Annotated in this window: 20 protein-coding genes and 2 tRNA genes; 10 read left to right on the top strand and 12 right to left on the bottom strand. The window is 51.3% G+C overall.

Going from position 1 to position 22,850, the window contains the following annotated elements:
- Nucleotide 1 precedes the first annotated feature (1 nt).
- From AAF564_15585 to queA, 6 genes are all read right to left on the bottom strand, one after another.
- Nucleotides 2-84, bottom strand: a tRNA-Tyr gene (locus AAF564_15585).
- 68 nt (nucleotides 85-152) lie between these two features.
- Nucleotides 153-225, bottom strand: a tRNA-Thr gene (locus AAF564_15580).
- A 151-nt stretch (nucleotides 226-376) separates the two neighbouring features.
- Complete coding sequence (locus AAF564_15575; protein MEM8486973.1) at nucleotides 377-1,021, bottom strand: DedA family protein; 645 nt, start codon at nucleotides 1,019-1,021, stop codon at nucleotides 377-379.
- 38 nt (nucleotides 1,022-1,059) lie between these two features.
- The gene (gene ispF / locus AAF564_15570; GenBank protein ID MEM8486972.1) at nucleotides 1,060-1,533 is read right to left on the bottom strand and encodes a 2-C-methyl-D-erythritol 2,4-cyclodiphosphate synthase; all 474 of its coding nucleotides are present in this window, start codon (nucleotides 1,531-1,533) and stop codon (nucleotides 1,060-1,062) included.
- A 61-nt stretch (nucleotides 1,534-1,594) separates the two neighbouring features.
- Nucleotides 1,595-2,293, bottom strand: a complete 699-nt coding sequence (ispD, locus tag AAF564_15565) for a 2-C-methyl-D-erythritol 4-phosphate cytidylyltransferase (protein ID MEM8486971.1) — start codon at nucleotides 2,291-2,293, stop codon at nucleotides 1,595-1,597.
- A gap of 27 nt (nucleotides 2,294-2,320) precedes the next feature.
- Entirely contained in the window at nucleotides 2,321-3,367 is a 1,047-nt protein-coding gene (gene queA / locus AAF564_15560) for a tRNA preQ1(34) S-adenosylmethionine ribosyltransferase-isomerase QueA (GenBank protein ID MEM8486970.1), read from the bottom strand.
- A gap of 468 nt (nucleotides 3,368-3,835) precedes the next feature.
- Here queA and AAF564_15555 point away from each other — a divergent pair, with 468 nt between their 5' ends.
- The 3 genes from AAF564_15555 (at nucleotide 3,836) to AAF564_15545 (ending at nucleotide 7,880) form a co-directional block, all read left to right on the top strand.
- Nucleotides 3,836-4,324 (top strand): hypothetical protein, encoded by a 489-nt coding sequence (locus AAF564_15555; protein ID MEM8486969.1) that lies wholly within the window; start codon nucleotides 3,836-3,838, stop codon nucleotides 4,322-4,324.
- A 58-nt stretch (nucleotides 4,325-4,382) separates the two neighbouring features.
- A complete protein-coding gene (locus AAF564_15550) occupies nucleotides 4,383-6,665 on the top strand; it encodes a TonB-dependent receptor (protein ID MEM8486968.1) in 2,283 nt (760 codons plus the stop codon).
- A gap of 150 nt (nucleotides 6,666-6,815) precedes the next feature.
- Nucleotides 6,816-7,880: a hypothetical protein gene (locus AAF564_15545; protein MEM8486967.1), complete on the top strand. Its 1,065-nt coding sequence runs from the start codon at nucleotides 6,816-6,818 to the stop codon at nucleotides 7,878-7,880.
- A gap of 12 nt (nucleotides 7,881-7,892) precedes the next feature.
- Here AAF564_15545 and topA read toward each other — a convergent pair whose 3' ends face one another.
- Nucleotides 7,893-10,469 carry a type I DNA topoisomerase gene (gene topA, locus AAF564_15540; GenBank protein ID MEM8486966.1) on the bottom strand — a complete coding sequence of 859 codons (2,577 nt, stop codon included), beginning with the start codon at nucleotides 10,467-10,469 and terminating at the stop codon, nucleotides 7,893-7,895.
- Between the two features lie 508 nt (nucleotides 10,470-10,977).
- Between topA and AAF564_15535 the strand changes: the two genes are divergently transcribed.
- Nucleotides 10,978-11,853: a CPBP family glutamic-type intramembrane protease gene (locus AAF564_15535; protein ID MEM8486965.1), complete on the top strand. Its 876-nt coding sequence runs from the start codon at nucleotides 10,978-10,980 to the stop codon at nucleotides 11,851-11,853.
- A 386-nt stretch (nucleotides 11,854-12,239) separates the two neighbouring features.
- Entirely contained in the window at nucleotides 12,240-14,888 is a 2,649-nt protein-coding gene (gene ppdK, locus AAF564_15530) for a pyruvate, phosphate dikinase (GenBank protein MEM8486964.1), read from the top strand.
- Nucleotides 14,889-15,112: 224 nt separating this feature from the next.
- Here the strand turns inward: ppdK and AAF564_15525 are convergent, their stop codons facing one another.
- Nucleotides 15,113-15,682 (bottom strand): hypothetical protein, encoded by a 570-nt coding sequence (locus AAF564_15525; GenBank protein ID MEM8486963.1) that lies wholly within the window; start codon nucleotides 15,680-15,682, stop codon nucleotides 15,113-15,115.
- 357 nt (nucleotides 15,683-16,039) lie between these two features.
- Between AAF564_15525 and AAF564_15520 the strand changes: the two genes are divergently transcribed.
- The gene (locus AAF564_15520; protein MEM8486962.1) at nucleotides 16,040-16,654 is read left to right on the top strand and encodes an NYN domain-containing protein; all 615 of its coding nucleotides are present in this window, start codon (nucleotides 16,040-16,042) and stop codon (nucleotides 16,652-16,654) included.
- Nucleotides 16,655-16,764: 110 nt separating this feature from the next.
- Here the strand turns inward: AAF564_15520 and AAF564_15515 are convergent, their stop codons facing one another.
- Nucleotides 16,765-17,079: a hypothetical protein gene (locus AAF564_15515; protein MEM8486961.1), complete on the bottom strand. Its 315-nt coding sequence runs from the start codon at nucleotides 17,077-17,079 to the stop codon at nucleotides 16,765-16,767.
- A gap of 41 nt (nucleotides 17,080-17,120) precedes the next feature.
- Entirely contained in the window at nucleotides 17,121-17,423 is a 303-nt protein-coding gene (locus tag AAF564_15510; GenBank protein ID MEM8486960.1) for a hypothetical protein, read from the bottom strand.
- Between the two features lie 381 nt (nucleotides 17,424-17,804).
- On the opposite strand from AAF564_15510, the gene AAF564_15505 reads away from it, so the two are divergent.
- The gene (locus tag AAF564_15505; protein ID MEM8486959.1) at nucleotides 17,805-18,353 is read left to right on the top strand and encodes a hypothetical protein; all 549 of its coding nucleotides are present in this window, start codon (nucleotides 17,805-17,807) and stop codon (nucleotides 18,351-18,353) included.
- A gap of 20 nt (nucleotides 18,354-18,373) precedes the next feature.
- Here the strand turns inward: AAF564_15505 and AAF564_15500 are convergent, their stop codons facing one another.
- Nucleotides 18,374-18,964 (bottom strand): hypothetical protein, encoded by a 591-nt coding sequence (locus AAF564_15500; protein MEM8486958.1) that lies wholly within the window; start codon nucleotides 18,962-18,964, stop codon nucleotides 18,374-18,376.
- Between the two features lie 40 nt (nucleotides 18,965-19,004).
- Nucleotides 19,005-20,162 carry a DNA double-strand break repair nuclease NurA gene (locus tag AAF564_15495; protein MEM8486957.1) on the bottom strand — a complete coding sequence of 386 codons (1,158 nt, stop codon included), beginning with the start codon at nucleotides 20,160-20,162 and terminating at the stop codon, nucleotides 19,005-19,007.
- A 19-nt stretch (nucleotides 20,163-20,181) separates the two neighbouring features.
- Here AAF564_15495 and AAF564_15490 point away from each other — a divergent pair, with 19 nt between their 5' ends.
- The 3 genes from AAF564_15490 to AAF564_15480 all read left to right on the top strand — a co-directional run bounded on the left by AAF564_15490 (nucleotide 20,182) and on the right by AAF564_15480 (nucleotide 22,467).
- Nucleotides 20,182-21,321 carry a coproporphyrinogen III oxidase family protein gene (locus AAF564_15490; protein MEM8486956.1) on the top strand — a complete coding sequence of 380 codons (1,140 nt, stop codon included), beginning with the start codon at nucleotides 20,182-20,184 and terminating at the stop codon, nucleotides 21,319-21,321.
- 31 nt (nucleotides 21,322-21,352) lie between these two features.
- Nucleotides 21,353-21,859, top strand: coding sequence for a DUF192 domain-containing protein (locus AAF564_15485; GenBank protein ID MEM8486955.1), 507 nt, complete (start codon nucleotides 21,353-21,355; stop codon nucleotides 21,857-21,859).
- A gap of 110 nt (nucleotides 21,860-21,969) precedes the next feature.
- Nucleotides 21,970-22,467: a DUF192 domain-containing protein gene (locus AAF564_15480; protein MEM8486954.1), complete on the top strand. Its 498-nt coding sequence runs from the start codon at nucleotides 21,970-21,972 to the stop codon at nucleotides 22,465-22,467.
- The last annotated feature ends 383 nt before the right edge of the window (nucleotides 22,468-22,850 follow it).

Raw genomic sequence — 22,850 nt, 5'->3', positions numbered from 1 at the left:
GTGGGCAGGGAAGGATTCGAACCTCCGTACTCGTGAGAGAACAGATTTACAGTCTGTCGCCTTTAACCACTCGGCCACCTGCCCAAAAAAGCCATCCTTATATACTGAAACTCCGCATCAGTGCCTTAAATATGTGCGAAATTCAGGTGAAGAGCTGGCAGAGGGACTCGAACCCCCGACCTGCTCATTACAAGTGAGCTGCTCTACCAACTGAGCTATGCCAGCTTATACGCTCTTCTACTCTGGATGGCGAATATAGTATGCACCATTTCTCTAATCAAGCCCGCTTATACCACACGAGTTTGATTTTGTGCCGGCAATTTTCATCTTTCCTAAAATCGCCAAATTCAGCCATAAAAAAGGCGAAATCACACCCCTAGCCTCCTGTTTCCGAGCCGTTTCCTGAAGCCGTTTTTCGCTTCAACCAAAACTTGCGTCCAAACCATATCAATGCCCCAACAGCCATCAGGGCCAACACAAAAACACCCCATACCCGGATGTATTCACCAACAACCTGCCAATTCTCTCCGACAGCATAACCGCCATAGATAATTAGTCCTGTCCAAACCAGGGCACTAATGGATGAAAGCAGCGTTGTCTGGGCCGCATTTCGTTTAGCCATACCAACGCTGAGCGAGATAACTGAACGCGCGCCGCTCAGAAACCGGTTGGCAACAATCACCCAGCCCCCCCACTTTGCAACCCAAACCCGTGCCTTTTCAAGTTGCTTCTTGGGCAGCCAGCGAAACCGGTTTGGGTCGTAGACAGCATTGCCCATCCGATGCCCCAGCGCATACATACTCATAAACCCAAGCGCCCCACCCAAGGTTGACAACGACCATACCATAAAGAAATTAAGGGCACCAATGCCAGCCAGGTATCCGCCAAAAACCACCACCATATCTCCCGGAATGGGCGGCACTACGTTTTCGCCATACGCAATCACAAAAATCACGACGTACGCCCAGACAGGCGGCAAAGCGGCTACCCAGTTAAAAATGTCTGCAAATAATTCTGCCATAAATACGGCCCTGCCGTGAAATGGTATGCTGAAATGCGTTATGCCGGCAAGAGTAAACACACAGCGTGCGCTGCAACCCCCTCACCTGTTCCTACAAATCCCATCTGCTCAGTGGTTGTTGCCTTTACCGACACCTCATCAACATACAGGCCAAGAATGCCAGCAATACAACGTCGCATCTCGTCGATATACGGTCTGAGCTTGGGCTGCTGCATCGCTACTGTTGCATCCACATTTGAAATCTTAAATCCTTCGCGCGCAACGAGGATTGCAACCTCACGCAACAATTCTTTACTATCAGCTCCCTCCCATTCTGCATCTGTATCAGGAAAATGTTTGCCAATGTCTCCCAAGGCAGCGGCACCCAGCAGGGCATCTGAGATGGCGTGTAGCAGTACGTCTGCGTCTGAATGCCCCAATAGCCCCTTTTCGAAAGGCACCTCAATGCCCCCAAGGATTAACGGCCGGCCTTCGACCAATCTGTGTACGTCATAGCCGTATCCAATGCGCATGAGCTTTAGGGAAGTTCGTTATCTGAATATGGACCGCAACAACGCGTCTTGCTCTTCCTGTTCACTTTTCCTGTTGCCACGCCGGCCATATTATACAGGCCAAATCCCAATCTGCCTTCGTTGTAATTTTAATATTCAGCGAACTCCCGGTGATGATGTGCACGGGAAAGCCGGCGCGCTGGACCAAATCTACGTCATCAGTCGCTTCTATACCCGATGCAATTGCGTGTTGATGCGCCTGAAGAAACCAATCGCGTCTGCATCCCTGTGGCGTTTGCATGCGGTAGAGTCCATCTCGAGGTCGGGTCTGACCAAACACATCTTCAGCGCCAGCACGCAGCGTGTCTGTAACCGGTATAGCAAGGGCAGCTGCACCGTGTTCAGTCAGTCCTGACACCACATCCGACACAAGGGTTTGCGCGACAAAAGGTCGCACGCCGTCGTGCACAAGCACATAGTCAAAGGAGGCCGGCACAGCCTTCAATCCTTCATAAACAGAAGCCTGCCGGGAAGCTCCGCCAGCGACAACACGCCCAACCTTCGACAACCCTGCTGCATGCAATGCCTCCTGCACGCGGTTCTCTTCCCCTCCAGGCACCGCAACCACAATAAGATCAATTTCCGGGTGAAGCTGAAAAACCTCTAATGAACGAATCAATAGAGGTTTTCCGTCTAATAATCTAAACTGTTTGCGCTGCCCCCCAAGCCGGGTCCCTTTGCCCGCTGCGGGCACAATTACGGCAACTTGCGGGCTATGCATAGATGCAGGCTAAAGAGTGATCCCTGATTACACGATGATCATGGCATCACCAAAGGAAAAGAGTCGATACTTTTCCGCCATAGCCGCTTCATATGCCTCGAAAATGAACTCCCGGTCAGCAAACGCAGCAACAAGCATCATGAGCGTGCTACGCGGCATGTGGAAGTTCGTAATCAGGCGCTCCGTAATCCTGAATTCGTACGGCGGGTAGATGAACTTGTCGGTCCAGCCTGAATCTGCTTTCAGCGTATTGGATGCTGAAATACTCGACTCAAGAGAACGCACAACGGTGGTTCCTACAGCTGTAACTTTATGATCCGGAGAAAGCAACGCGGCATTTACCGTGTCAGCCGTATCAGGATCAATCAGGAAGTATTCCGAATCCATGCGGTGCTTGGTGAGGTCTTCTACCTCAACCGGGCGAAATGTCCCGAGTCCAACATGCAACGTGGTGGATACGATCTTGACGCCTTTGCTTCGAAGCTGTTCGATCAGCTCGGGTGTAAAGTGCAGGCCGGCAGTTGGCGCAGCAACAGCACCGCGATGCTGGGCAAACATGGTCTGGTACCGTTCGCGATCTTCCGCTTCAACCTTTCGCTTGATATAAGGCGGAATAGGCGTCTGTCCGATCTCGTCTATTTTTGCATAGAGCTCGTCGTTGTCTCCGTCAAAAACAAATCGGATGGTGCGCCCACGCGAGGTGGTATTGTCGATTACTTCGGCAATGAGTCCATTCTCGAAATACAGTTTGTTGCCAATCCTGATCTTTCGGGCCGGATCAACGATAACGTCCCATAAACGGCTTTCGGGGTTCAGTTCACGCAGCAAAAAAACTTCAATTTTTGCGCCTGTTTTCTCCTTATTGCCATACAGACGTGCGGGAAATACTTTGGTATTGTTAACCACAAGTACATCGCCTTCATTGAAGTATTCTACAATATCGCTGAATACCCGATGTGTGATGGACTTTTCTTCCCTGTTGAGAACCATTAATCGCGCGCTGTCTCGAGGCTCAGCTGGATATTTGGCAATTAACTCCTTAGGGAACTCGTAGATAAATTTTGATAACTTCATATGGAAATCCTAGGTACTGTACGGCAAGCTGTGATAGTCAAAGACAGTCATAGGATGTAGTTTGGCCTCTCTAACACGCTTTTCGATCTAGTCTGTTCGCTTCGCGGCTTCTGTCGGTGGTGGGGGTGAAACTATGTTTTAGGGCACCTGGAGCGGCTTAATACGTGTGGCAAACCATTTCTGGTTACATCCGTTTTGCATTATTGCCGAAAAAATGGTTCTGTATTACAGATCGGTCCATTTTTTTGTGCCTGCATTTGATGCAAAATAAAGCTATAGCTTATATTCTGAAATCTTGCAAATATAAGCTCATTTTCGCTCTGCTCCAAACATTTATTGTTTCACATGCCACTTAAGGTAAAAAAACCGTCACCTTTTGGTTAACCGCTACTGGCTCCAAAAGTGCGTACCAATCCCTGATACCCACTCATCATCACCTGCCTTTTTAGCTTAGCTCTTCAGACCTGTATGTGTCATCCTGTGCGCCCCCTGTACATACTCTTTCTGTGTACTGCCCTTATTTTGCCAGCCGGCTGCGACGCTGGTCTTGTCCCGCCTGAAGCGCCCGACCGCGGCTTCATCAGCGGCACGGTGAGTTACACCGGAGATTGGCCGGCTGACTCCAGCCTGTTTGACCTCCGCTTTGTTGCCATGCGCATTGTCCCAACATCTGCTGATGACATTATCAGCGAGTTTGGCAAACAACGCGTTGTACTGAGCCAGGGACTCGACCGGCTTGCCCTGCAAGACAGCTTCTTTGTCTCCCTGGTAACAACAGGCCCCTATGTATATAGTGGTGTTGCCATCCAACAAAGTAGCAACGCTTTTGACTGGCTACCCGTTGGGCTGTATCAGGAAGACGCCGGCATTTTTCAGGTCCTGCCCGATGATACTACGTTTATCCACATAAACGTTGATTTTGCCAACATTCCGCCCTTCCCACCGGTCTCTAACTAACTCCCCCTCCCAGCAGCTATTGCGCGGCCCCTTACCGCTTACCATCCAGGAATCCCCCATGTCATTGAAGAAGTTTTTCGTTACGCTTGCATCTCAGACACTCTTGCTTTGCCTGCTGACCACTGCCGTTGCACACGGACAGGGTGCAGTACTTAAAGGGCTCGTCACTGACGATGGCGGCCTGCCATTGCCCGGCGTCAACGTCCTGCTAACCGAACTAAACACGGGCGCGGCTACGGGTGTCGACGGTACGTACCGTATTGAGGCCATCCCGGCCGGGACCTATACCCTTGTAATTTCTGCCATCGGATACCGCAGATACAGCCGCGAACTCTCCCTGACAGATGGCGAGGTCCGGTCCGAAGATGTTGCGCTGAATGAGATTGTACTCGAGTCCACGGGCGTAACGGTCACCGCGTCTCGACGCGAACAACGCTCTGCTACAGCGCCGGTCAGTCTTGCCATCATGACGCCCCGCGAACTGGAGTCGCGCAATGTCTACGCAATTGACGAAGCCCTACGCCACATCCCCGGCGTCCAGGTGAAAGGCAACCAGGTCAGCATTCGTGGCTCGACGGGTTATTCCTACAATGTAGGCAGCCGCGTCCAGTTTTTGCTGGATGGCCTGCCCCTACTCACGCCCGACAGCGACGGCATTCCCTTTGAAGCCCTGCCGTTCGACCAGATTGAGCGGATCGAAGTGCTTAAAGGCCCCGGTTCAGCCCTGTATGGCAGCGGTGCGCTTGGTGGGGTGATAAACATCATCACAAAAAACTTCCCTGATACCCCCGAGACCAGTATCAAAACATTTGCCGGCGGCTATGAACCCGTAAAATTTGACACATGGCGGATTGAATGGGACAAAGCTGAAGACGTCCGGCCGTTTTTTGGAGGCTCCTTTACCCATGCGCAAAAGGTCAGTGAAAAGTTTGGATTCTGGGCAAACATGCACTACCGCCGCGACCCGGGCTATACACGCCTCAGCGAACGCACCAGCCTGCTCAGCTTTGTCAAACTGGGATGGCGGCCCAAAACAACTACCCGTTTCGAACTGTTGACCAGTTGGTTATATCGCAAAAAAGACGATTTCATATTCTGGAATGGTGTATGGGATGCGCTAAACCCCGGTATATTACCCAACGGCAATCCAGCTGCAAGCGACAACGTATCCAGCCAATTTGGCTTGCTGCCCACGTTCACCCGGGTAATCAACCCCAAGCTCTACTACAGCATCAAAGGGCGACTCTTTGGCATTCATTTGCGCCCGCTGGATGATGATACGGGCAAACCACGGGATGTAGAAACCGATGGCACTCGCGGCCTGCGCTACGGCGCTGAGTTTCAGCTTAACTGGACACCCCGCACGAACCACTTCCTGACTGCCGGCTTCTCCGTCGACTCAAACTGGGCGCAGTCGAGCTTTTTTGGCGATGAACTCGATGGCAATGCCGCCTCGTTCCTTCAACCCGAAGGCGCTGCGTTCGCCCAATGGGAGCAACCGCTTATTGGCGGACTCAACCTGGTTGCCGGCGCCCGGTTTGATCTGTATGCGATCAGTTCAGAAGAAGCCATCACCCGGTTCAGCCCGAAAATCAACCTTTACTACATCGTCAATGACTACCTGACCCTGCGTTCAGCCTACGGTCAAGGCTTTCGCGTGCCGAGCATCGCAGAACGATTTGCCAACGATGAAGCTTTTGGTATTACAAGCAACCCGAATATCCGGCCAGAAGAAAGCACCAGTATTGAAGTTGGCCTCCGCGCCCTGACGCAGATTAACAGCACCAATGAAATCCAGTTTGATCTGGCCGTCTTTTACAATGAGTATTCAAACCTGATTGAATCGGGCGTCAACACCGACCTCGGCGCATTGTGGTTCAGAAACTTGCCAGACGCAGAAATACGCGGCATCGAGACGGGCATAGACGGTGCGTTTTTCGCCGGCAAATTGCAAACGCGACTCGGCTACAGTTACCTCGACTCGGAAACCACGCGCATTAACCCGGACACCGGCATCGAAGAAACACTGCCCCTGGAATTCAGGGCCAACCACCAGTTTACCTTTGCCATCGACATACAACCGTGGAAAGGGCTGCAAGCCGGCGCAGACCTGCGGTATATCAGCGAGCCAGAGCGGTTCAACGAAGATTTTGGTTTTATCGTAACCAGCGCTGAAGTGCTTACAGAGGCCCGCGTGCTGGATGCGCGGCTGGGTTGGCAGTGGTCAAACTTCCGCGCCGGCTTCATCCTTCGGAATGCCCTTGAGTACTACTACCTCGAACGGCCGGCACGCCTCGCCCCACCCCGACATGTAATCCTACAGTTACAGGCTAAATTCTAGCCCCCTGCCTCCAAACCATTTCAATAAATGGATCTCCCTTCCCCCTGCCCATCAAGTTTAACATCCACTTTACACTTTTCCCGGGGCCATACAGGCACATTAAAACTGGAATAGCATATACACCGGAAGAATTACCAGCGCATTGTATAGTTGGCAGAAAGGCTTTACGGCAACGTCAACAACAGATCTGGTAGCTATTTCACAAACTGGATTTCATGGATTACCCCAATGCTTAACGCAGCGCTCCCAGCAGCAACCCGAATATTGATTGCTGTTCTGACCCTATTCATGCTGGGTTGCGAAGAAGACCCCAAGCCTTTCCTGGGCACAGACGAACCCTTTACGGTTTATGGGTACTTGAATTCTAAATCTGACCGACAAATCGTTCGGGTCATCCCCCTTGCCGGCAGCATTAACACGATTGGTGTAGGCGCTGATCAGGCTACCGTGCGGACAACAAACCTCGAAACCGGTGAAATGCGGGTTTGGAAGGACTCTGTGGTGACTTTTTCAGATGAAAGCACAGGGATTGTGTTCTTTTCTGACTTCACACCTCCCTTCGAGACATCGTTCAGACTTGAAGTCATCAGAACGGATGGGGCAACATCGAGCGTTGAGGTCACCACCCCAAAAGACATTTCCATCACACGCACCCCGGACTCCGATCCCCTGACGCCGCGTTTCTTCCTGGAAGGCGCCCTGCCCAACCTTGTGGAAGCCCGGATTAAGTATGATACGTATGCGCTTCAGCCCCAGGCGCCTATAGCAATTGATCCCGTTTTATTCCCCACAGCTGTCTCTTACAAAGAAGAAGCGGAAGAGGTGAATGGGGGATGGGAATTCCAGGTCAGCCACCGGAGCGATTACTTTGACATTCAGGAAGCATTTGAAGAAAGCTGCTTCTCGAAAGAATTTATCGCTGTCCTCAGGATTCGCTTTGACTTTTTTGTAGGCGATAACGGCTGGGTGCCGCCTGGTGGCGAATTTGACCCCGAGTTGCTGGTGAGTCCAAACCTGTTTTCCAATATCGATAACGGGTTCGGCTATTTTGGCGCCGGCTACCCTGTTTCCTTCAATATTCTCCCCTCTACGCCAGTAATGGAGCAGGCCGGCTTCACGTTTACCCCGCCTTGCCGGCCCTTCGACCAGTTGCCGGCAGATCATCCAGACTGCCAAGTATTCCCCGGCTGCATTGATGGCACGATGGGTAACTAGAGGCCCTTTCGCTTACTTCTTCTTTTTCCGTGTCGTCCGCTTCTTCCCTTTAGACTTGGCTTTGGCAGCCAGCAATTCTAGGGCCTGATCCATCGTCAACGCATCTGGTTCTACACCCTTCGGCAGCGACGCATTAGTTTTCTGATGCTTCACATAAGGACCATAGCGGCCTTCCATCACATCGATCGGATCGCCAGTTTCAGGATGTTCACCCAGCGTACGCAGCGCAGCGCTCTTCTTGTTTTTCTTGTTGATCAACTCAAGCGCACGCGACAGCTCTACCGTCAGCACATCATCTTCTGCAGTAAGAGAGGCAAACGTACGGCCATGATGTACATAAGGGCCATACCGACCGATGTTAGCGGAAATGTCTGTCCCGGTTTCAGGATGGCTACCCAGCACGCGCGGCAAAGCGAGCAGGTTAACGGCTTTGTCGAGGTCTACTTCGCTGGGCGACGTGCCTTTCGGAATTGAGATCCGCTTGGGCTTGCCTTCCTGCTCATCGTCACCCAACTGAATATATGGTCCATATGGCCCTTTGCGGATGATAACGGGCATAGAGGCTTCGGGGTGGATCCCGACAACTTTATCCTCTTCGTTGCCTTCCTTAATAATGGTAGCCAGGTCTTCTTCCAGCAAATCAGCCGGCGCCGATTCTGGCGGCAAAGAAGCAGTCAACCGTTCACCGTCTTTCTCGAGTTCGACATACGGACCATAGCGGCCTACACGGACGAGATAATCACCCCATTTGGGTGACGTGACCGTAGACACGCTGCGCGCATCAATTTTATCGAGCCCTCCCTCAACCTTTGCTTCAAGGCCGTCTTTGCCCTGATAGAACTGATCGAGATAAGGTTTGGCTTTCACTTCCCCTGCTGCAATATCATCAAGCACCTGCTCCATGCCGGCGGTGAACCCAACGTCCACCAGTTGCTCAAACTCCTGCTCTAACAAATGTGTTGTAGCAAACGCAGTGAAGGTAGGAATCAACTGGTTGCTTTTGCGACGCACATACCCGCGATGGATAATGGTGTCGATAATTGTAGCATAGGTACTTGGCCTGCCGATGCCCTGCTTTTCGAGCATTTTGATGAGGCTGGCTTCGGTATAGCGTGCCGGCGGTTTGGTTTCGTGCCCTACAGCCTCCACGTTTTTACAATCCGGATTGTCTCCTTCCCTGATCCGTGGCAGGGGCTGGTCGCGGTCTTCAAGCGCAGCTTCCGGGTCATCACTGCCTTCAACATAGGCGCGGAAGAAACCGGGAAATTCGATGGTACGTCCGTTGGCTTTGAACTGGGCCACGTCGTCTCCTTCACCTGCATCAATGAGCACAGTGGCGAGGCGCAGGCGAGCATCTTTCATCTGAGATGCAACGGTACGCTTCCAAATCAGGTCGTACAATGCACCTTCGATGCCACTAAGGTTCAGTTCATCCTTGGTTTGCATTTTGTTGCCAGCAGGCCGGATCGCTTCATGTGCCTCCTGTGCATTGCGCACGCTGCTGGAGAAATTGCGCACCTTATCGTTGATGTACTCACTCCCGTATTTCCGCTCGATTGCCGCGCGGCTGGCGTCAATGGCTTCTTTGGAAAGCTGGGTAGAGTCTGTACGCATATAGGTGATGTATCCTTGCTCGTACAATTTCTGCGCTACACGCATGGCGTCGCGCGCAGAGAGCTTCAGTTTACGGCTGGCCTCCTGTTGGAGGGTCGACGTAATAAACGGTGGCGCCGGCTTGCGCGAGACAATCCGCTCTTCAACACTGGTAACCGTCCAGGTATCCTTGGGAAGCCGCGCGGCCAGTGCACGTGCTTCTTCCTCGTTAAGGACCAGCACGTCTTTGCCTTCTTTCAGCTTGGCGTTGAGCTTGCCCGTCTCGTCGTCAAAGTCTTTGCCAGTAGCAATGCGAATGCCTTTGTACTTAGAGAGTACCGAGTCAAATTCACGCGCATCGTGTGCCAATCGGGCTTTGATATCCCAGTAAGAAGCCGGCACAAAAGCCATCCGTTCTTTCTCACGGAGTACAATCAAACGAACAGCAACACTCTGCACACGGCCGGCGGAGAGTTTAGGTTTGATTTTCTTCCAGAGGAGCGGCGAAATAGAATACCCTACAAGCCTGTCGAGAATGCGGCGGGTTTCCTGTGCATCAATCAGGTTGGTATTAATTTCGCGCGTATTGTCGAGTGCCTCAAGAATGGCATCTTTGGTAATTTCATGGAAGACCATGCGCCGTACCGGGATCTTCGGATTCAACACCTGCACGAGGTGCCAGCCAATAGATTCACCTTCGCGGTCTTCGTCAGTCGCGATGTAGAGTTCGTCCGCATCTTTGAGCGCAGATTTGAGCTCTTTGACAATTTTTTTCTTATCAGGAGGAATGACGTAGAGCGGCTCAAAGTCTTCCTCAACATTTACGCCCAACCGCGCCCATGCTTTCTTTTTCAGCGTTTCTGGAATCTGGGCAGCGGAAGCCGGCAAATCCCTAACGTGTCCCATGCTGGCTTCTACCCGGAAATCATCTCCGGAAAGAAATCTACTTATCGTACGAGCTTTGGTAGGAGATTCTACAACGACCAGACGCTTCATAAATATGTTTCAGATACAGGATAGAATGGAAAAACAAGGCTGGAATGCAGGGGGTAACGACATGGAACAGTAGCGGATGCTCTATCGTTACGAGCGGGTTGTCACGCCTTAGCTAAGACAACGTTCCGCGCATTCCGCATTTCCTTTTGGTAAGCGCAAGCGATTGAATAGGCCGTTGCGCAGCACCCTTACCCGGCTGTACATTTGGCTATCAAAGCCTGCTTATCGCGTATCATTTCAACCAGCACAACTGGCAAAAAGGAAGCATCGAAACATACCGTTTCTTCAAAGATTGCGTGGAGGAAAAGTGCTATGTTAAGCGCATATCTGCGCGTTCTTTTGCTGGTCGGGTGAGCAATCAAGCCCTGTTTAAGACGCGCCTGTTTCTTATCATAGCCAACTACTTCACCCCGAATAACCTTGCAGCGCCTATTGCGCCGGCTACGTTTTTCATCACGCTCTCAACTGCGCCCGATCTGGTTGCAAAATCTGGACCCGCATCATACCCATGCCTTTGCTCACACTTGAAAAGCCAAAAGTCTTCCGCGATGTAAAGGAAGCCCCCATGTTGTTGTTGTTGCTGGTGTTGCTGTCTGACATCACTTTCAACTGGTTGTACATCAACTTTTTCAGGGATGCCTTTGCAATTCCCGAGGTCTATACCAGCGGCGTCGTGGACTCATTGTTTGTGTTGAGTATTATTAAAATCGCGTTTGTGGTACTGGGTGTGGTGTTCTGGATTGGCCGGTTCCGCGGCCGGCATCTCGGGCTGGGATGGAGCAAACTTAAAGAAGGCCTCATCGCCACGTTCTTTATCTGGGCCATCTTACAAGCTGTACAGGTTGCCTATGGCATGGTTGTCTCCACGGAAGTTGGGTATCATATCGACTGGCAACAGGAAGGCGCGCTTAAAATTATCGGGGCTTTCATCCTCTACGCTATAGGTAAAGCATTCTTCGACGAACTTACTTACCGCGGCCTCTTACTTCCCCAGTTACACCTGAAGTGCCAGCGCTATCTAAACCTTGACGCCCGCATAATACTCGGGCTCGCGGTTGTCATCTCGCAGACCATCTACCTTATCATCCAGTTGCCGCTGATCAGCCTCTTCATATCGACGGGCTTTAGCTCCGTCATGACGCTGACTTCGCTCTTCTTCCTCAGCATACTGAATGCCCTAATCTATTTGCGAACCAAAAATCTTTACATCACCATTGGCATGCACGCCATCTGGTTTCAGCCAATTTTTGTGGCTTCCCCTGCTGTACCCCATACGTTTATCCTGGTCTTGCTCGCCATCGGATTCATCCTGGTGTGGCCCATGTTACCAAACGCGGCGTCGATGCAATCTACCTGGCCACTTGAGGAGCGAAGAACAACTTGAGGCACATATTTGCATCCTGTTTTTGCAATCTGGTGCCAGTGGTTTTATAGGAATCTGGCGTGAACTTCAACCCCAGGATAGATTTCGGCTTCCTTACTTAACACAGTTTACATTAATTTAAGGGCCGTTTGATGGATCCCCGCGTCCACGGCATCGTTTAGGAGTGCCGAAATCAAGGTTTATTCGACGACAAAGCCCTTCGCAAAGACGGCATTGTGTCCCCAGAAGGAGGTAAATGTCTCCCCGCTTTTCGTCCGAAACTGCGCAGGTTCGCATAGCCTGCATTCTTCGAACAGACGTCCGACGACTGCTCAGGCAGGTGTCTGTCCGACTTAGCTTAACTGACTGCGAAAACAAAAAAATCTACTGAACTAAAGGATTTGATAATGAGTGCTATTGCAACAAAAAACGTGTATGTGTTTGGGAATGGCGTGGCCGACGGTGATAAGTCGATGAAGGCTCACCTGGGTGGAAAAGGCGCAAACCTGGCGGAGATGAGCTCCATTGGCATGCCTGTCCCCGCAGGGTTTACGATCAGCACCGATTGCTGTAAGTATTACAACCAAAACAACCACTCCTGGCCTGAGACGCTGGAAGCAGAAGTCAATGCAGGTGTACAGCACATCGAAGGAGCGATGAGCGCCGGCTTCGGCAATGCGCAGAACCCACTGCTCTTGTCTGTTCGCAGTGGTGCTGCTGTATCAATGCCAGGTATGATGGACACGGTGCTCAACCTTGGTCTGAACGACGAAGTGGTAGAAGGCCTCGCTGCCCATACCAACAACCCACGTTTTGCATACGACTCTTATCGTCGTTTCATCGACATGTTTGGCAACGTGGTTATGGGGGTTCCTCACCACGACTTTGAGCATGCGCTGGAATCCTTGAAGCAGGAGAAAGGTGTAGATGATGACGTGGACCTCACAGCAGATGACCTTAAAGAGCTCGTAGAGCGCTACAAAGCCATCTACAAAAAGCATATCGGCAACCTATTTCCTGAGAGCCCTACCGAGCAGCTGACACTGGCTATCAACGCTGTATTCAACTCATGGGACAGCGAGCGCGCCATCAAATACCGCAACATCAACAAAATCAAAGGCCTTATCGGCACGGCAGTCAATGTGCAGGCCATGGTGTTTGGTAACATGGGAGAAGGATGTGGCACAGGCGTACTGTTCACCCGTAACCCTTCAACCGGTGAAAACAAATTGTACGGTGAGTACCTCGTTAACGCCCAGGGCGAAGACGTTGTAGCAGGTATCCGAACGCCACAGGAGCTCGACAAAATGGCAGAAGAACTGCCAGACGCGTACAAAGAATTGGTTGCCACAACCGAACGGCTCGAACAGCACTACAAAAACGTACAGGACATCGAGTTCACCGTACAGCACGGCAAACTCTACATCTTGCAGACCCGTAACGGAAAGCGTACCGGTGCAGCTGCCATCAAGTTTGCTGTCGACATGGTCTCTGAAGGCCTGGTAGACACCAAAACGGCTGTTAGCGAACTCGTTGAGCCTGGTCACCTCGATCAGTTGCTGCACCCACGTTTCGAAAATGAAACGGGTTATGCAGACCGCGTAATTGCCAAGGGCCTGCCCGCATCACCGGGCGCAGCGGTTGGCCAGGTGATCTTTACGGCCCATGAGGCAGAAGAAGCCAAAGCAGCCGGCAAACACGTGATCCTCGTGCGTATCGAAACCAGCCCTGAAGACATCGGCGGCATGGATGCTGCGCAGGGTATCCTCACCTCTCGCGGTGGTATGACCTCACACGCAGCAGTAGTTGCGCGTGGCTGGGGCAAGCCTTGTGTTGCGGGTTGTGGCGAAGTGGTTATCAACTACGCAAACAAAACCTTCACCGTTGGCGACACCACGGTCTCAGAAGGCGACTGGGTTTCTATCAACGGCAGCACCGGCGAAGTTATCCTGGGCAAAGAAGGCCTGGTACCACCACAGATGAGCGGTGACTTTGCCACATTCATGAACTGGGTAGATGAGTACCGCGAGATGGGCGTCCGCACGAACGCAGACGCACCGGCAGATGCGCAGAAAGCCGTTGAGTTTGGCGCTGAAGGTATTGGCCTTTGCCGTACGGAGCACATGTTCTTCGAAGGCGATCGCATCCTGAGCATGCGTAAAATGATTATGGCGAAAACGGAAGATGCTCGCCGCGCAGCGCTCAACGAATTGCTGCCTTTCCAGAAAGAAGACTTCAGTGGCCTCTTCGAAGCAATGGACGGCAAGCCGGTAACCATCCGCCTGCTGGATCCACCCCTTCATGAGTTCCTGCCACACGACGAAGCCGGCCAGAAAGAAATGGCTAATGCACTCGGTATTTCAGTTGACGCTGTAAAAGCACAGGTTGAAGCACTGCACGAATTCAACCCGATGCTCGGACACCGTGGTTGCCGCCTTGGCATCACGTACCCGGAGATCACCGAAATGCAGGCCCGTGCAATCCTCGAAGCCGCTGTAGAAACACGCGCCAAAGGCATCGACGTGCATCCGGAAATCATGGTACCGCTGATTGGTACCGTTGAAGAGTTTGTCAACCAGAAAGCTGTAATTCTCGAAACCGCTGAAAAAGTGTTTGCAGAGAAAGGCACCAAGGTTGACTACCTCATCGGCACGATGATCGAGATTCCTCGTGCGGCACTGACCGCAGCGGATATCGCAGCAGAAGCTGAGTTCTTCTCGTTTGGTACCAACGACCTCACGCAGATGACCTTCGGCTACAGCCGCGACGACGCCGGCCGCTTCCTGCCTGACTACGTTGATACGAAGATCCTGCCAGACGACCCGTTCCAGTCTATCGACACCTCAGGTGTTGGCAAACTGGTACAGATGGCTACTGATGGCGGACGCGCGTCCAACGGCAAACTCAAAGTAGGTATTTGCGGCGAGCACGGTGGTGACCCTGCTTCCGTACAGTTCTGCTTCGAGACAGGCCTCAACTACGTCTCCTGCTCGCCATTCCGTGTGCCTATCGCACGGCTTGCAGCAGCACAGGCTAGCATTGCAGCCAAGTCGTAAGGCTTGACGCAACCAAAGTGTAAAGCAAAAGGGGATTGGCTGAGCCAATCCCCTTTTTTAGTTTCTAGCGGTTTTGTTCACAGAAATCGGTTGAAATAGAAGTAGTTAATAAGTCCTCAAATGGACCCATTTGCACCTATTCCTACTTTTCTCGCTATAGTTTAGCCCAACAGTATCTACACAGACATCGTTTTCACCTTTCGCTATCGAGCAGCAGTTAGAAATCACCCTCCGAAGGTTGAGGTGCAACGTAGCTTGCTGAAAAGGTCGTTACCCGACTGATAAAGGGACGGTCGGAGATTGTCTGTTGTGGACTGCCAGGGCGAAAACTCCCCATTATATAGCAAAACCGCTCGATCTTGCCACCAACTGGGGATATCAGCATACCTCGTTAGAAGAAAGCCCTGTAGACCCGGCTGGATTATGTTAGTTGCGTCCACGTACTGCAAACAGTCAATCTTGAGTTTCTTCATCTGGCGTCCAATTTCGCCATCAACAGGTTGCTCTAGGGTGATTCCGTATTCCAAACCATCTTCGTAGTGCTCCTGAATTAACTGCTGAAGCGTCAAATATTCAGTAGAATAGATGTAGGGCGACGCCGGAAGCCTTGGCCCACAACCCGCATAAAAAGTAACACACGATAGCACGACCATAAAAGCCAATCGACGTGCGTGACCTTCTTGTGAACGTTTTTTAATTACGCGAAAGTAGCCGTAAATGACCAGTATAGTAACAACAACACCACCAATAAAAATATATCCCGCCTCCAGCAAGATCTGATATATCCGAGGCATTTCATCATACCTGAAAAAGAAATAGAAGAAGGGCTCATTAAGCACTAGCCACACTGCATATCGTTCCTTTAAAGCACTTCGTATTCAGTTGCATAATGCGCTCCCATCAAAACAGGTACTACGCTCCCCGCTTTCATATCTAAAACAGCCTTTATCACGCTGCAGTGGATCAAAATCAAATTCAAGGTGAACTCAAAAGCTCATTTAACGAGCCTTTTTTCATTGCCGATACCTTACAGGAACCTTGCCTCTAGCCATCTAGTTTGCTATTATCAGAATACACCCCCTAACCCTTCGCGGTTAGGCCGCCGGTCAGGAGAAATCCTGGCCGTTGCTTTTTTATAGCCACCCCACTTTATGAAGACATACGTTTACATCGATGGATTCAATCTTTTCTATGGTGCGCTAAAGGGTACGCCTTATAAATGGCTTGATGTCTCCAAACTATGCAAAACAGTTCTCCATGCTGATCACGACATCACGAAGATTAAGTATTATACGGCAAGAGTAAAAGAACGCAGATACAACCGTGGCCAGGCGCAACGCCAGGAAGTTTATTTACGGGCACTTCGTTCTATTCCTCATCTTGAAATTATCTATGGCCACTTTCTCGAAACGGAGGTTACTGTATTTCGACCCCAGGGCAATCCTCGTTATGTAACCGGGGCGAAGTTTGAAGAAAAAGGTTCGGATGTAAATCTCGGCGTTGACCTTGTCGATGATGCGCATCAACAAAAATTTGAGACGGCTGTTCTTGTAACTAACGACTCCGACCTTCAGCGTCCTATTCAAATAGCCCGGCGGATAGGCTATCCTGTCGGCTTGATTAATCCATTCAGGAAAGCCAGCAAATCCCTCTCTCGACAGGCTTCTTTTATCCGATCGATAAAACCATCTGCCCTGAAGCGCAGTCAGTTTCCAGATCCGCTACGCTATAAAAACAGAGCCATATCCAAACCAAAAGGATGGTAGAGCTTTTGTATGCCTCCTCCCTCTCATTGATTGTCCGCTACCTTAAGCCTTATGATCTCTTTGAGCGTGACGCTGTAGGTGGGCTATTTTAATCAAAAAAATAATACGCCCTACCGCCGGCTCTTCTCCCGCCTTGCCGGCTCCAGCGCCTCATCATCCTCATACGCATCCATGCCATCGAGCAAACCGCCAGACTTATCCGCTGAATTCAGCTGCGCTTCCATTTCATCCAACCGGTCCACCAAGGGCTGCGTCGACTCTTCAATCCACTTCTGAATCATCCCTTCCAGCTCACTTGTGGTCATGCTGTTACCCGTACCCTGTTCAGAGCGGGTCTTTAAATAGTTGATCATCATCCCCACAATGGACATAAACGTCCCGGCACCAATCGCGACAACGATTATTACAAATATTTCTTCTGGCATGGTCCTGTATCTTCCGTTACTAAATACGCGTTACCGGCCACCTAGTCGTCTCCAGGCTCGGGGCTGCTAAGCTGCTTGAGTGGTTCTTTTTCAGGTAGCGACTTACGGCTCATTTCGAGTTGATCTTCCAACTCCGCAATCCGGTCATTAAGCGGTATATTGGCCTGCATCACGGCTTCGCTAATCAAGTTTTTCAACTCGCTTACGCCAAGTGACTTGTCGCTTGCTGCGCCGAGTGACTGGCTGTTATGGGTCTTTTTCCACTTGGCAAAATCCAGACTCATTTTCACAATCAGTGCAATAAAGCTGAATACAATTAGCGGTACAATAATTTCTTCTTCCATGTCACCGGTTGTTTAATGCTCGTAACCCAAAATAAGGGCTGGCCGAGTTAATAGGTAGGGGATTTTTGATTCCCAATTGCTTTATGCAGTATGAATGCCCCTACGAGGATCAGCAAGAGGAGTTACGGATTCCAGCCCGCCATTGCCTTACATACCTGTAATTGTTCAGGAAAAAGGAATTATTTTGCTTAAACAATTTATATTCAATAGGATAGGGCACTTGCGGCATACGCTTAATCTCCGTAGTTTTCAGGCTATTCCACGCTATCGTTGGTTCTTGTAACTGTTTGGTATCCCTGGCCGTTTATCTGCAGGTGTACAGTAACACAGCTGACCCAATTATACTAATTGCTCTATTAATAGCCCCTAAGGCGAATTTATATGTTTAGTGTTTGCAAGCGACGTGTTCGATCGCTCTTTCTATTTGTACTGGTCACAGCAAGTGTATGGATGCTGTCTCCCACAACATCTTCTGCACAGGGCATTCGGGGGTTGGAGAACACACAGTTTGGGATTGGCCTGAATACAGTATTAAGTGTAAACAACGGATTTGGCCTCGGCTTCCGTGGCCGGGTATCTTCTCGCGTAAATCAGGACTTCTCGCTTGCCATCGGGATGGGCTTTACCGGATTTGTACTACGCGGTCGTGATGAAGCATCGTTTATTTTCGACCCGCAGCTTTCGGGCATTATTAGTCTGCCACAAGGCGGCGCTGAAGTTTACCTGCTCGCCGGCATCGGGGCATTTGTCCCCCTCACCCAGGCCAGCAGCAATGAAAGTGGTCCCTCTATTCACTTTGGCATTGGCCGCGTACAGCTCCTCACGGACTCTGCCTTCTTCTACGAAATCAACCCGGCTGTGGTTATTGGGCAGACCAAAGTAGAGTTTGTCTTGCCATTCCGCGTTGGCATCATCTTCTTACAACAATAACGAAGGAGTCTAATTAGCGCTTATTGCACGCGGCGTAAAATGGCTTGCAGGCGCTCGTGATCATCCTGAAACAGCCGGCTCAACACCCTGCCGGCCTGTACGAGCAATTGGTACCCATCCCCTTCCTGCACGGCGTGTATCTGGCGCAATGTCGCGACCAACAGGTCGTCTACTGGTACGCCTGTATCTGAATGCAGAAGCGTTCGAAAGTAGTCAAACGGCATCCCCAGCGCACTTATTTCTTCCGGAGAACAGACCGTTACAAACCCATGGATGGGCGCCGGCGTTGGCGGCAAGGTCTGCCGCACCGTGCCCGCATCATCTTTATACGCTACGATCACAGCCGTAAACGAAGTGCGCAACAAAGCAATCACCTGCGGCATTTCACGCACGAGCTCATCTGTTGACTTCCCCAGCGCGGTTGTGCGCCGATTCGGCATCACGCTCCCCTGCTCCACCAGGCTAACAATCCCGTAAATCACGGGTCCGTCTGGGGGCTTAACTTTTACCCACGCGCCAAAGACAGGGGGTGTAACTTCAGCCGGCACTTGCGCCTTCAGCATCCGGGTATTCGATTCCAGCACTTCTCCTATCGGATCTTGCATGTGCATACTGTTTTGCTCCTTATGGTAACTACTATGTAATACCCGTTTACAACTGCGGCAGGTCTTTAGACCGTTTTTTGGAAGATACTTCGAGCACTTGGCCCTGCTGCAACATCTCGCGTTCGATCATCTCGTAAAATACCATCCGCTCCTGTCCCCTTACAATAGCGTGTTCGTGGGCTTCTGACAAAATCATGGGGTAACCGTTGCCTTTCTCACATTCACTAAGCACCGTTGCGTGAACCAGTTCTATCATTGCAGGATCCGTTATCATCCACCGGGGAAACTCTACGCGCGCAATTTCAGAAGCCCCCTGGGCCCCCTGCACATGCACGTAAAAATAGCAAATGACCTGGGTCGGCGGGTATTCCTGCAATACAACAGATTGTGAACGGAAGATAGCGGTGCGCTCGCCGGGTGCCAATACGTGCTGAAACAGCATACGATCGGTAATGCCGGCAAAGTCATCTGCGACCAAGCCTGAAGCAGGGTCGCTCATGTGTAACGCGAGGTAGTTGATGAACTCAGTCCCCCGCGGCATGCTGATGTAAGAGCACAACGGAATTTGCTGCTTCTGGAATTGATCGAGTGCGTTGAAATAACGCTGCAGCAATTGCGCCTCCAACTGCGGCCGGCGCAGCCGCTTGATCATCCAGCGGATAAGCGTACCATCCGCCACCGCCAATACCGGCCGATCAACCTGGCGCATCTCGTGCGCTGTATCCAGCAGCGTTTGTAACTCCAACTCATCCCGCAATGCAGAAACCACTTCAGGGCCGGCTACATCTATGTCTGGTCCATCAACGGCGTTCAGGTCCTGCCCTTTAAAATACAGGTACGGTACAGCATCCATTACGGGCTGCTCCGTTGTCCCATACTGAAACGCAATCCGACTCAGGTTCAGCAAGTAACACAGCGGCTCCACATTGCGATCGGGATAGATTTGAGAGCCATCTGACGCCACCACCGTCATCGGCGTAGGCCGCTTACCTGCCGCCTGTTGCAAAACCGGGACTTCCAACGGAACGGCAACCAGCTTCTCGGGCCGGCCAATCTCTTCTTCTACGACCTCAAATCCGGAAGAATCGTAGGTAGTAAAAACTTCGAGCGCCCTCTCAAGTAATATGGCCTTACGTTTGCGTTCCTGCGACTGATACTGACCAAAACCAGAAAATTGTTTGTGTAAAGCGTCGAAGTTTAGCATGGGGGTGAAGACAAACTAAATGGCAGGCATCTACATCAATATTGAAGGGCCAGGAAAAGCAACGGATGCGTCGCGCGCAGTCAGCCGGCCAGGTATTGCGTATGCACATGCCCTGTGCAAAGAATTAAACTTTTATGCGCCCACGCATAGCCCAAACGAAACGATAGAAGCCATTCATTTCGGGGGTGCCCCCTTTCATATTCGGGAAGAAGGCATTCGCGCGGTTGTAGGTACACTGTTTAGCTGCTTTGATGCACTGCACGTCAATGAGTTCTCGATAGACCTCAGTCCATTACAACTCGATATGGATACCCTGGAGGGCCTGGCAGCGCTTGGGTTCGATACGGTTAATATACAGGCAGGCTCCTTATTCGAAGCAGACCTTGAAAAACTGGGCCACACATTCAACCCCGAGCTGGTAGCGACGGGCATCGAAAATTGCCGGCATGCCGGCATGCGTACCGTTTCGCTTACGTTCAATATCGACATCGCCGACCAGCCGATCGAGTATTGGGCAGCAAGCTTCGAAAAAGCGCGCAGCTACGGTGTCAACCACATCGAAATCCTCGGCATGCCGATTTATAACGTGGAAGGCAATGCACCGCAGTTGGCCGCCTGCTTTTCGTATCCTGACACTGAAGAAAACGCTCAAGTACGGTACAGATTTGCCCAGCAATACCTCGCGGAGGCCGGCTTTGAGCACTACGTGCTCTCTGCTTTTGCAGCCCCCGGGCACCAGAGCAAAATGCGCGAACTGCAGCTCTACCACGGCAATATCCTTGGCATCGGCCCCCGCGCGCATTCTTTCTGGTGGATGAGCGGCTCCCGCTCTCAAGCCAATCGGTGGGCCAATGTAGACAATATTGCGTATTACGGCGCGTTACTTGAACAAAAAGAACTGCCTGTGGAAAGCCGCAGCCGGCTCGACCTGGATACCCTGGCCAATGAATACGTATTCCTGCGCCTGCAGCATGCCGAAGGACTCGATTTGCTCCGCCTGGAGTCGGCTTATGGACTCGACTTGCTCTCGGACCACATCGAGGAACTTGCATGGCTGGAATCTGAAGGAATAATTGAACCGATTCGCAACAATCGCGTCCGATTGTCTGAAGAAGGAAAAGCCCAGAGCCAGGCTGCCTTTACGCGCCTGCTGTTTTAGGTATTCTTCCCGGTATAAATGCTCTAAACCCATGACTCTACAAAAGCCCATGCGCGCACGCCATTTCCTCCTTGTGGCTATCCTTTTGCTCGTCGCTGGCTGTACCTCCGATGACAGCAGCCAGGTCATTGACGCGCCTGAAATAGAATTCAGGGCAGACGGTCTACTGGAAGTCCTTCGCCCGGATGGCAGCGTATTGACCACCATTGTAATAGAAATTGCGGAGGGCGACTCAGCGCGTGCACGCGGCCTCATGCAGCGCACCTCGTTGCCGGCACGCGGCGGCATGCTCTTCCTCGACGACGAGGAAAAAATCCAGACGTTCTGGATGCGAAACACACCTCTGCCCCTCGATTTGATTTTTGTAGATGCTGACTCAAACATCGTCAGCATCGCCAAACGCGCGCGGCCGTTTACCGAACAGACCATTGCCTCCTCTGGCCCTGCCCTCTTTGTTTTGGAAGTAAACGGAGGATTTTCCGACCGGTATGGCATCGATGAATCCATGCGTATCCGATGGCGTTTGAAAGACAGCTGACAGCAAACACATGTTTGTGTTTGCTGTTGAAGGTTGCTGGTTTAAGGTTTTTGAGCGGCTGCCTTTGTTTATTTGTAAGGCATAAACGTTGATCCTACATTATCCCCGATATGTATACACTGAAGTCTGTTTCTCTTTTCTTGCTTGCCGGCCTTATTTGCATGGGTTGCGAAACTGAATCTGCATCGCCACCCAATTCCGAGGCGGAAACGGAGGTTAATATTCCATTCAGAAAAGATGGCACACTGGACCTGTTGCGGGGCGGAGAAAACTATCTTAGCCTGGACATCGAAATTGCAGACAATGACTCCAGCATAACGCGGGGCCTGATGCAGCGAACCGGACTGCCAGATCGTTCCGGGATGCTTTTTGTTATGCCAGAAGAACGCATTCAGAGTTTCTGGATGTCCAACACCACCATTTCGCTCGACATCATCTTCATCAACAGCGCGATGGAGATTGTTCATATTGCAAAATACACGACCCCCCTCTCACCCGACAGCGTGCCTTCGGAGTATCCTGCGGCTTATGTAGTTGAAGTGATTGCCGGCTTTACCGACAACAATGGCATACTGGAAGGAGATACCATCTCCTGGCGGAGAGATTGACAAGAATGGCGCGCTGCTCGATTCAACCTCATCCTGAGTCCCCGAAGGATGACATGGGTGCAACAGGGCGCTATTCCTACAAGGTAAACTGCTGGACCAGATCCTTCGGGGGCTCTGTTAGACTTATCAAGAGCAATATAATCGTTATTTTCTCTCCGAACATGAGTGGTGGCACAAGCCAACGCAGGGCTCAAGCACACACGTTGTTAGAAAACACTGTGTTAGAAAACAGCTTGTGATGCAATATCCTGATACCCAGGCTCCACTGAGCGATGGAGCCTGGGTATCAGGATATTGCATCACAAGCTGTTTTCTAACACAGTGTTTTCTAACAACGTGTGTGCTTGAGCCCTGCGTTGGCTTGTGCCACCACTCATGTTCGG

The sequence above is a fragment of the Bacteroidota bacterium genome (assembly GCA_039111535.1).
In the GTDB taxonomy this organism is placed as follows: Bacteria; Bacteroidota; Rhodothermia; order Rhodothermales; family JAHQVL01; genus JBCCIM01.
This window is presented reverse-complemented; position numbering and strand designations above follow the sequence as displayed.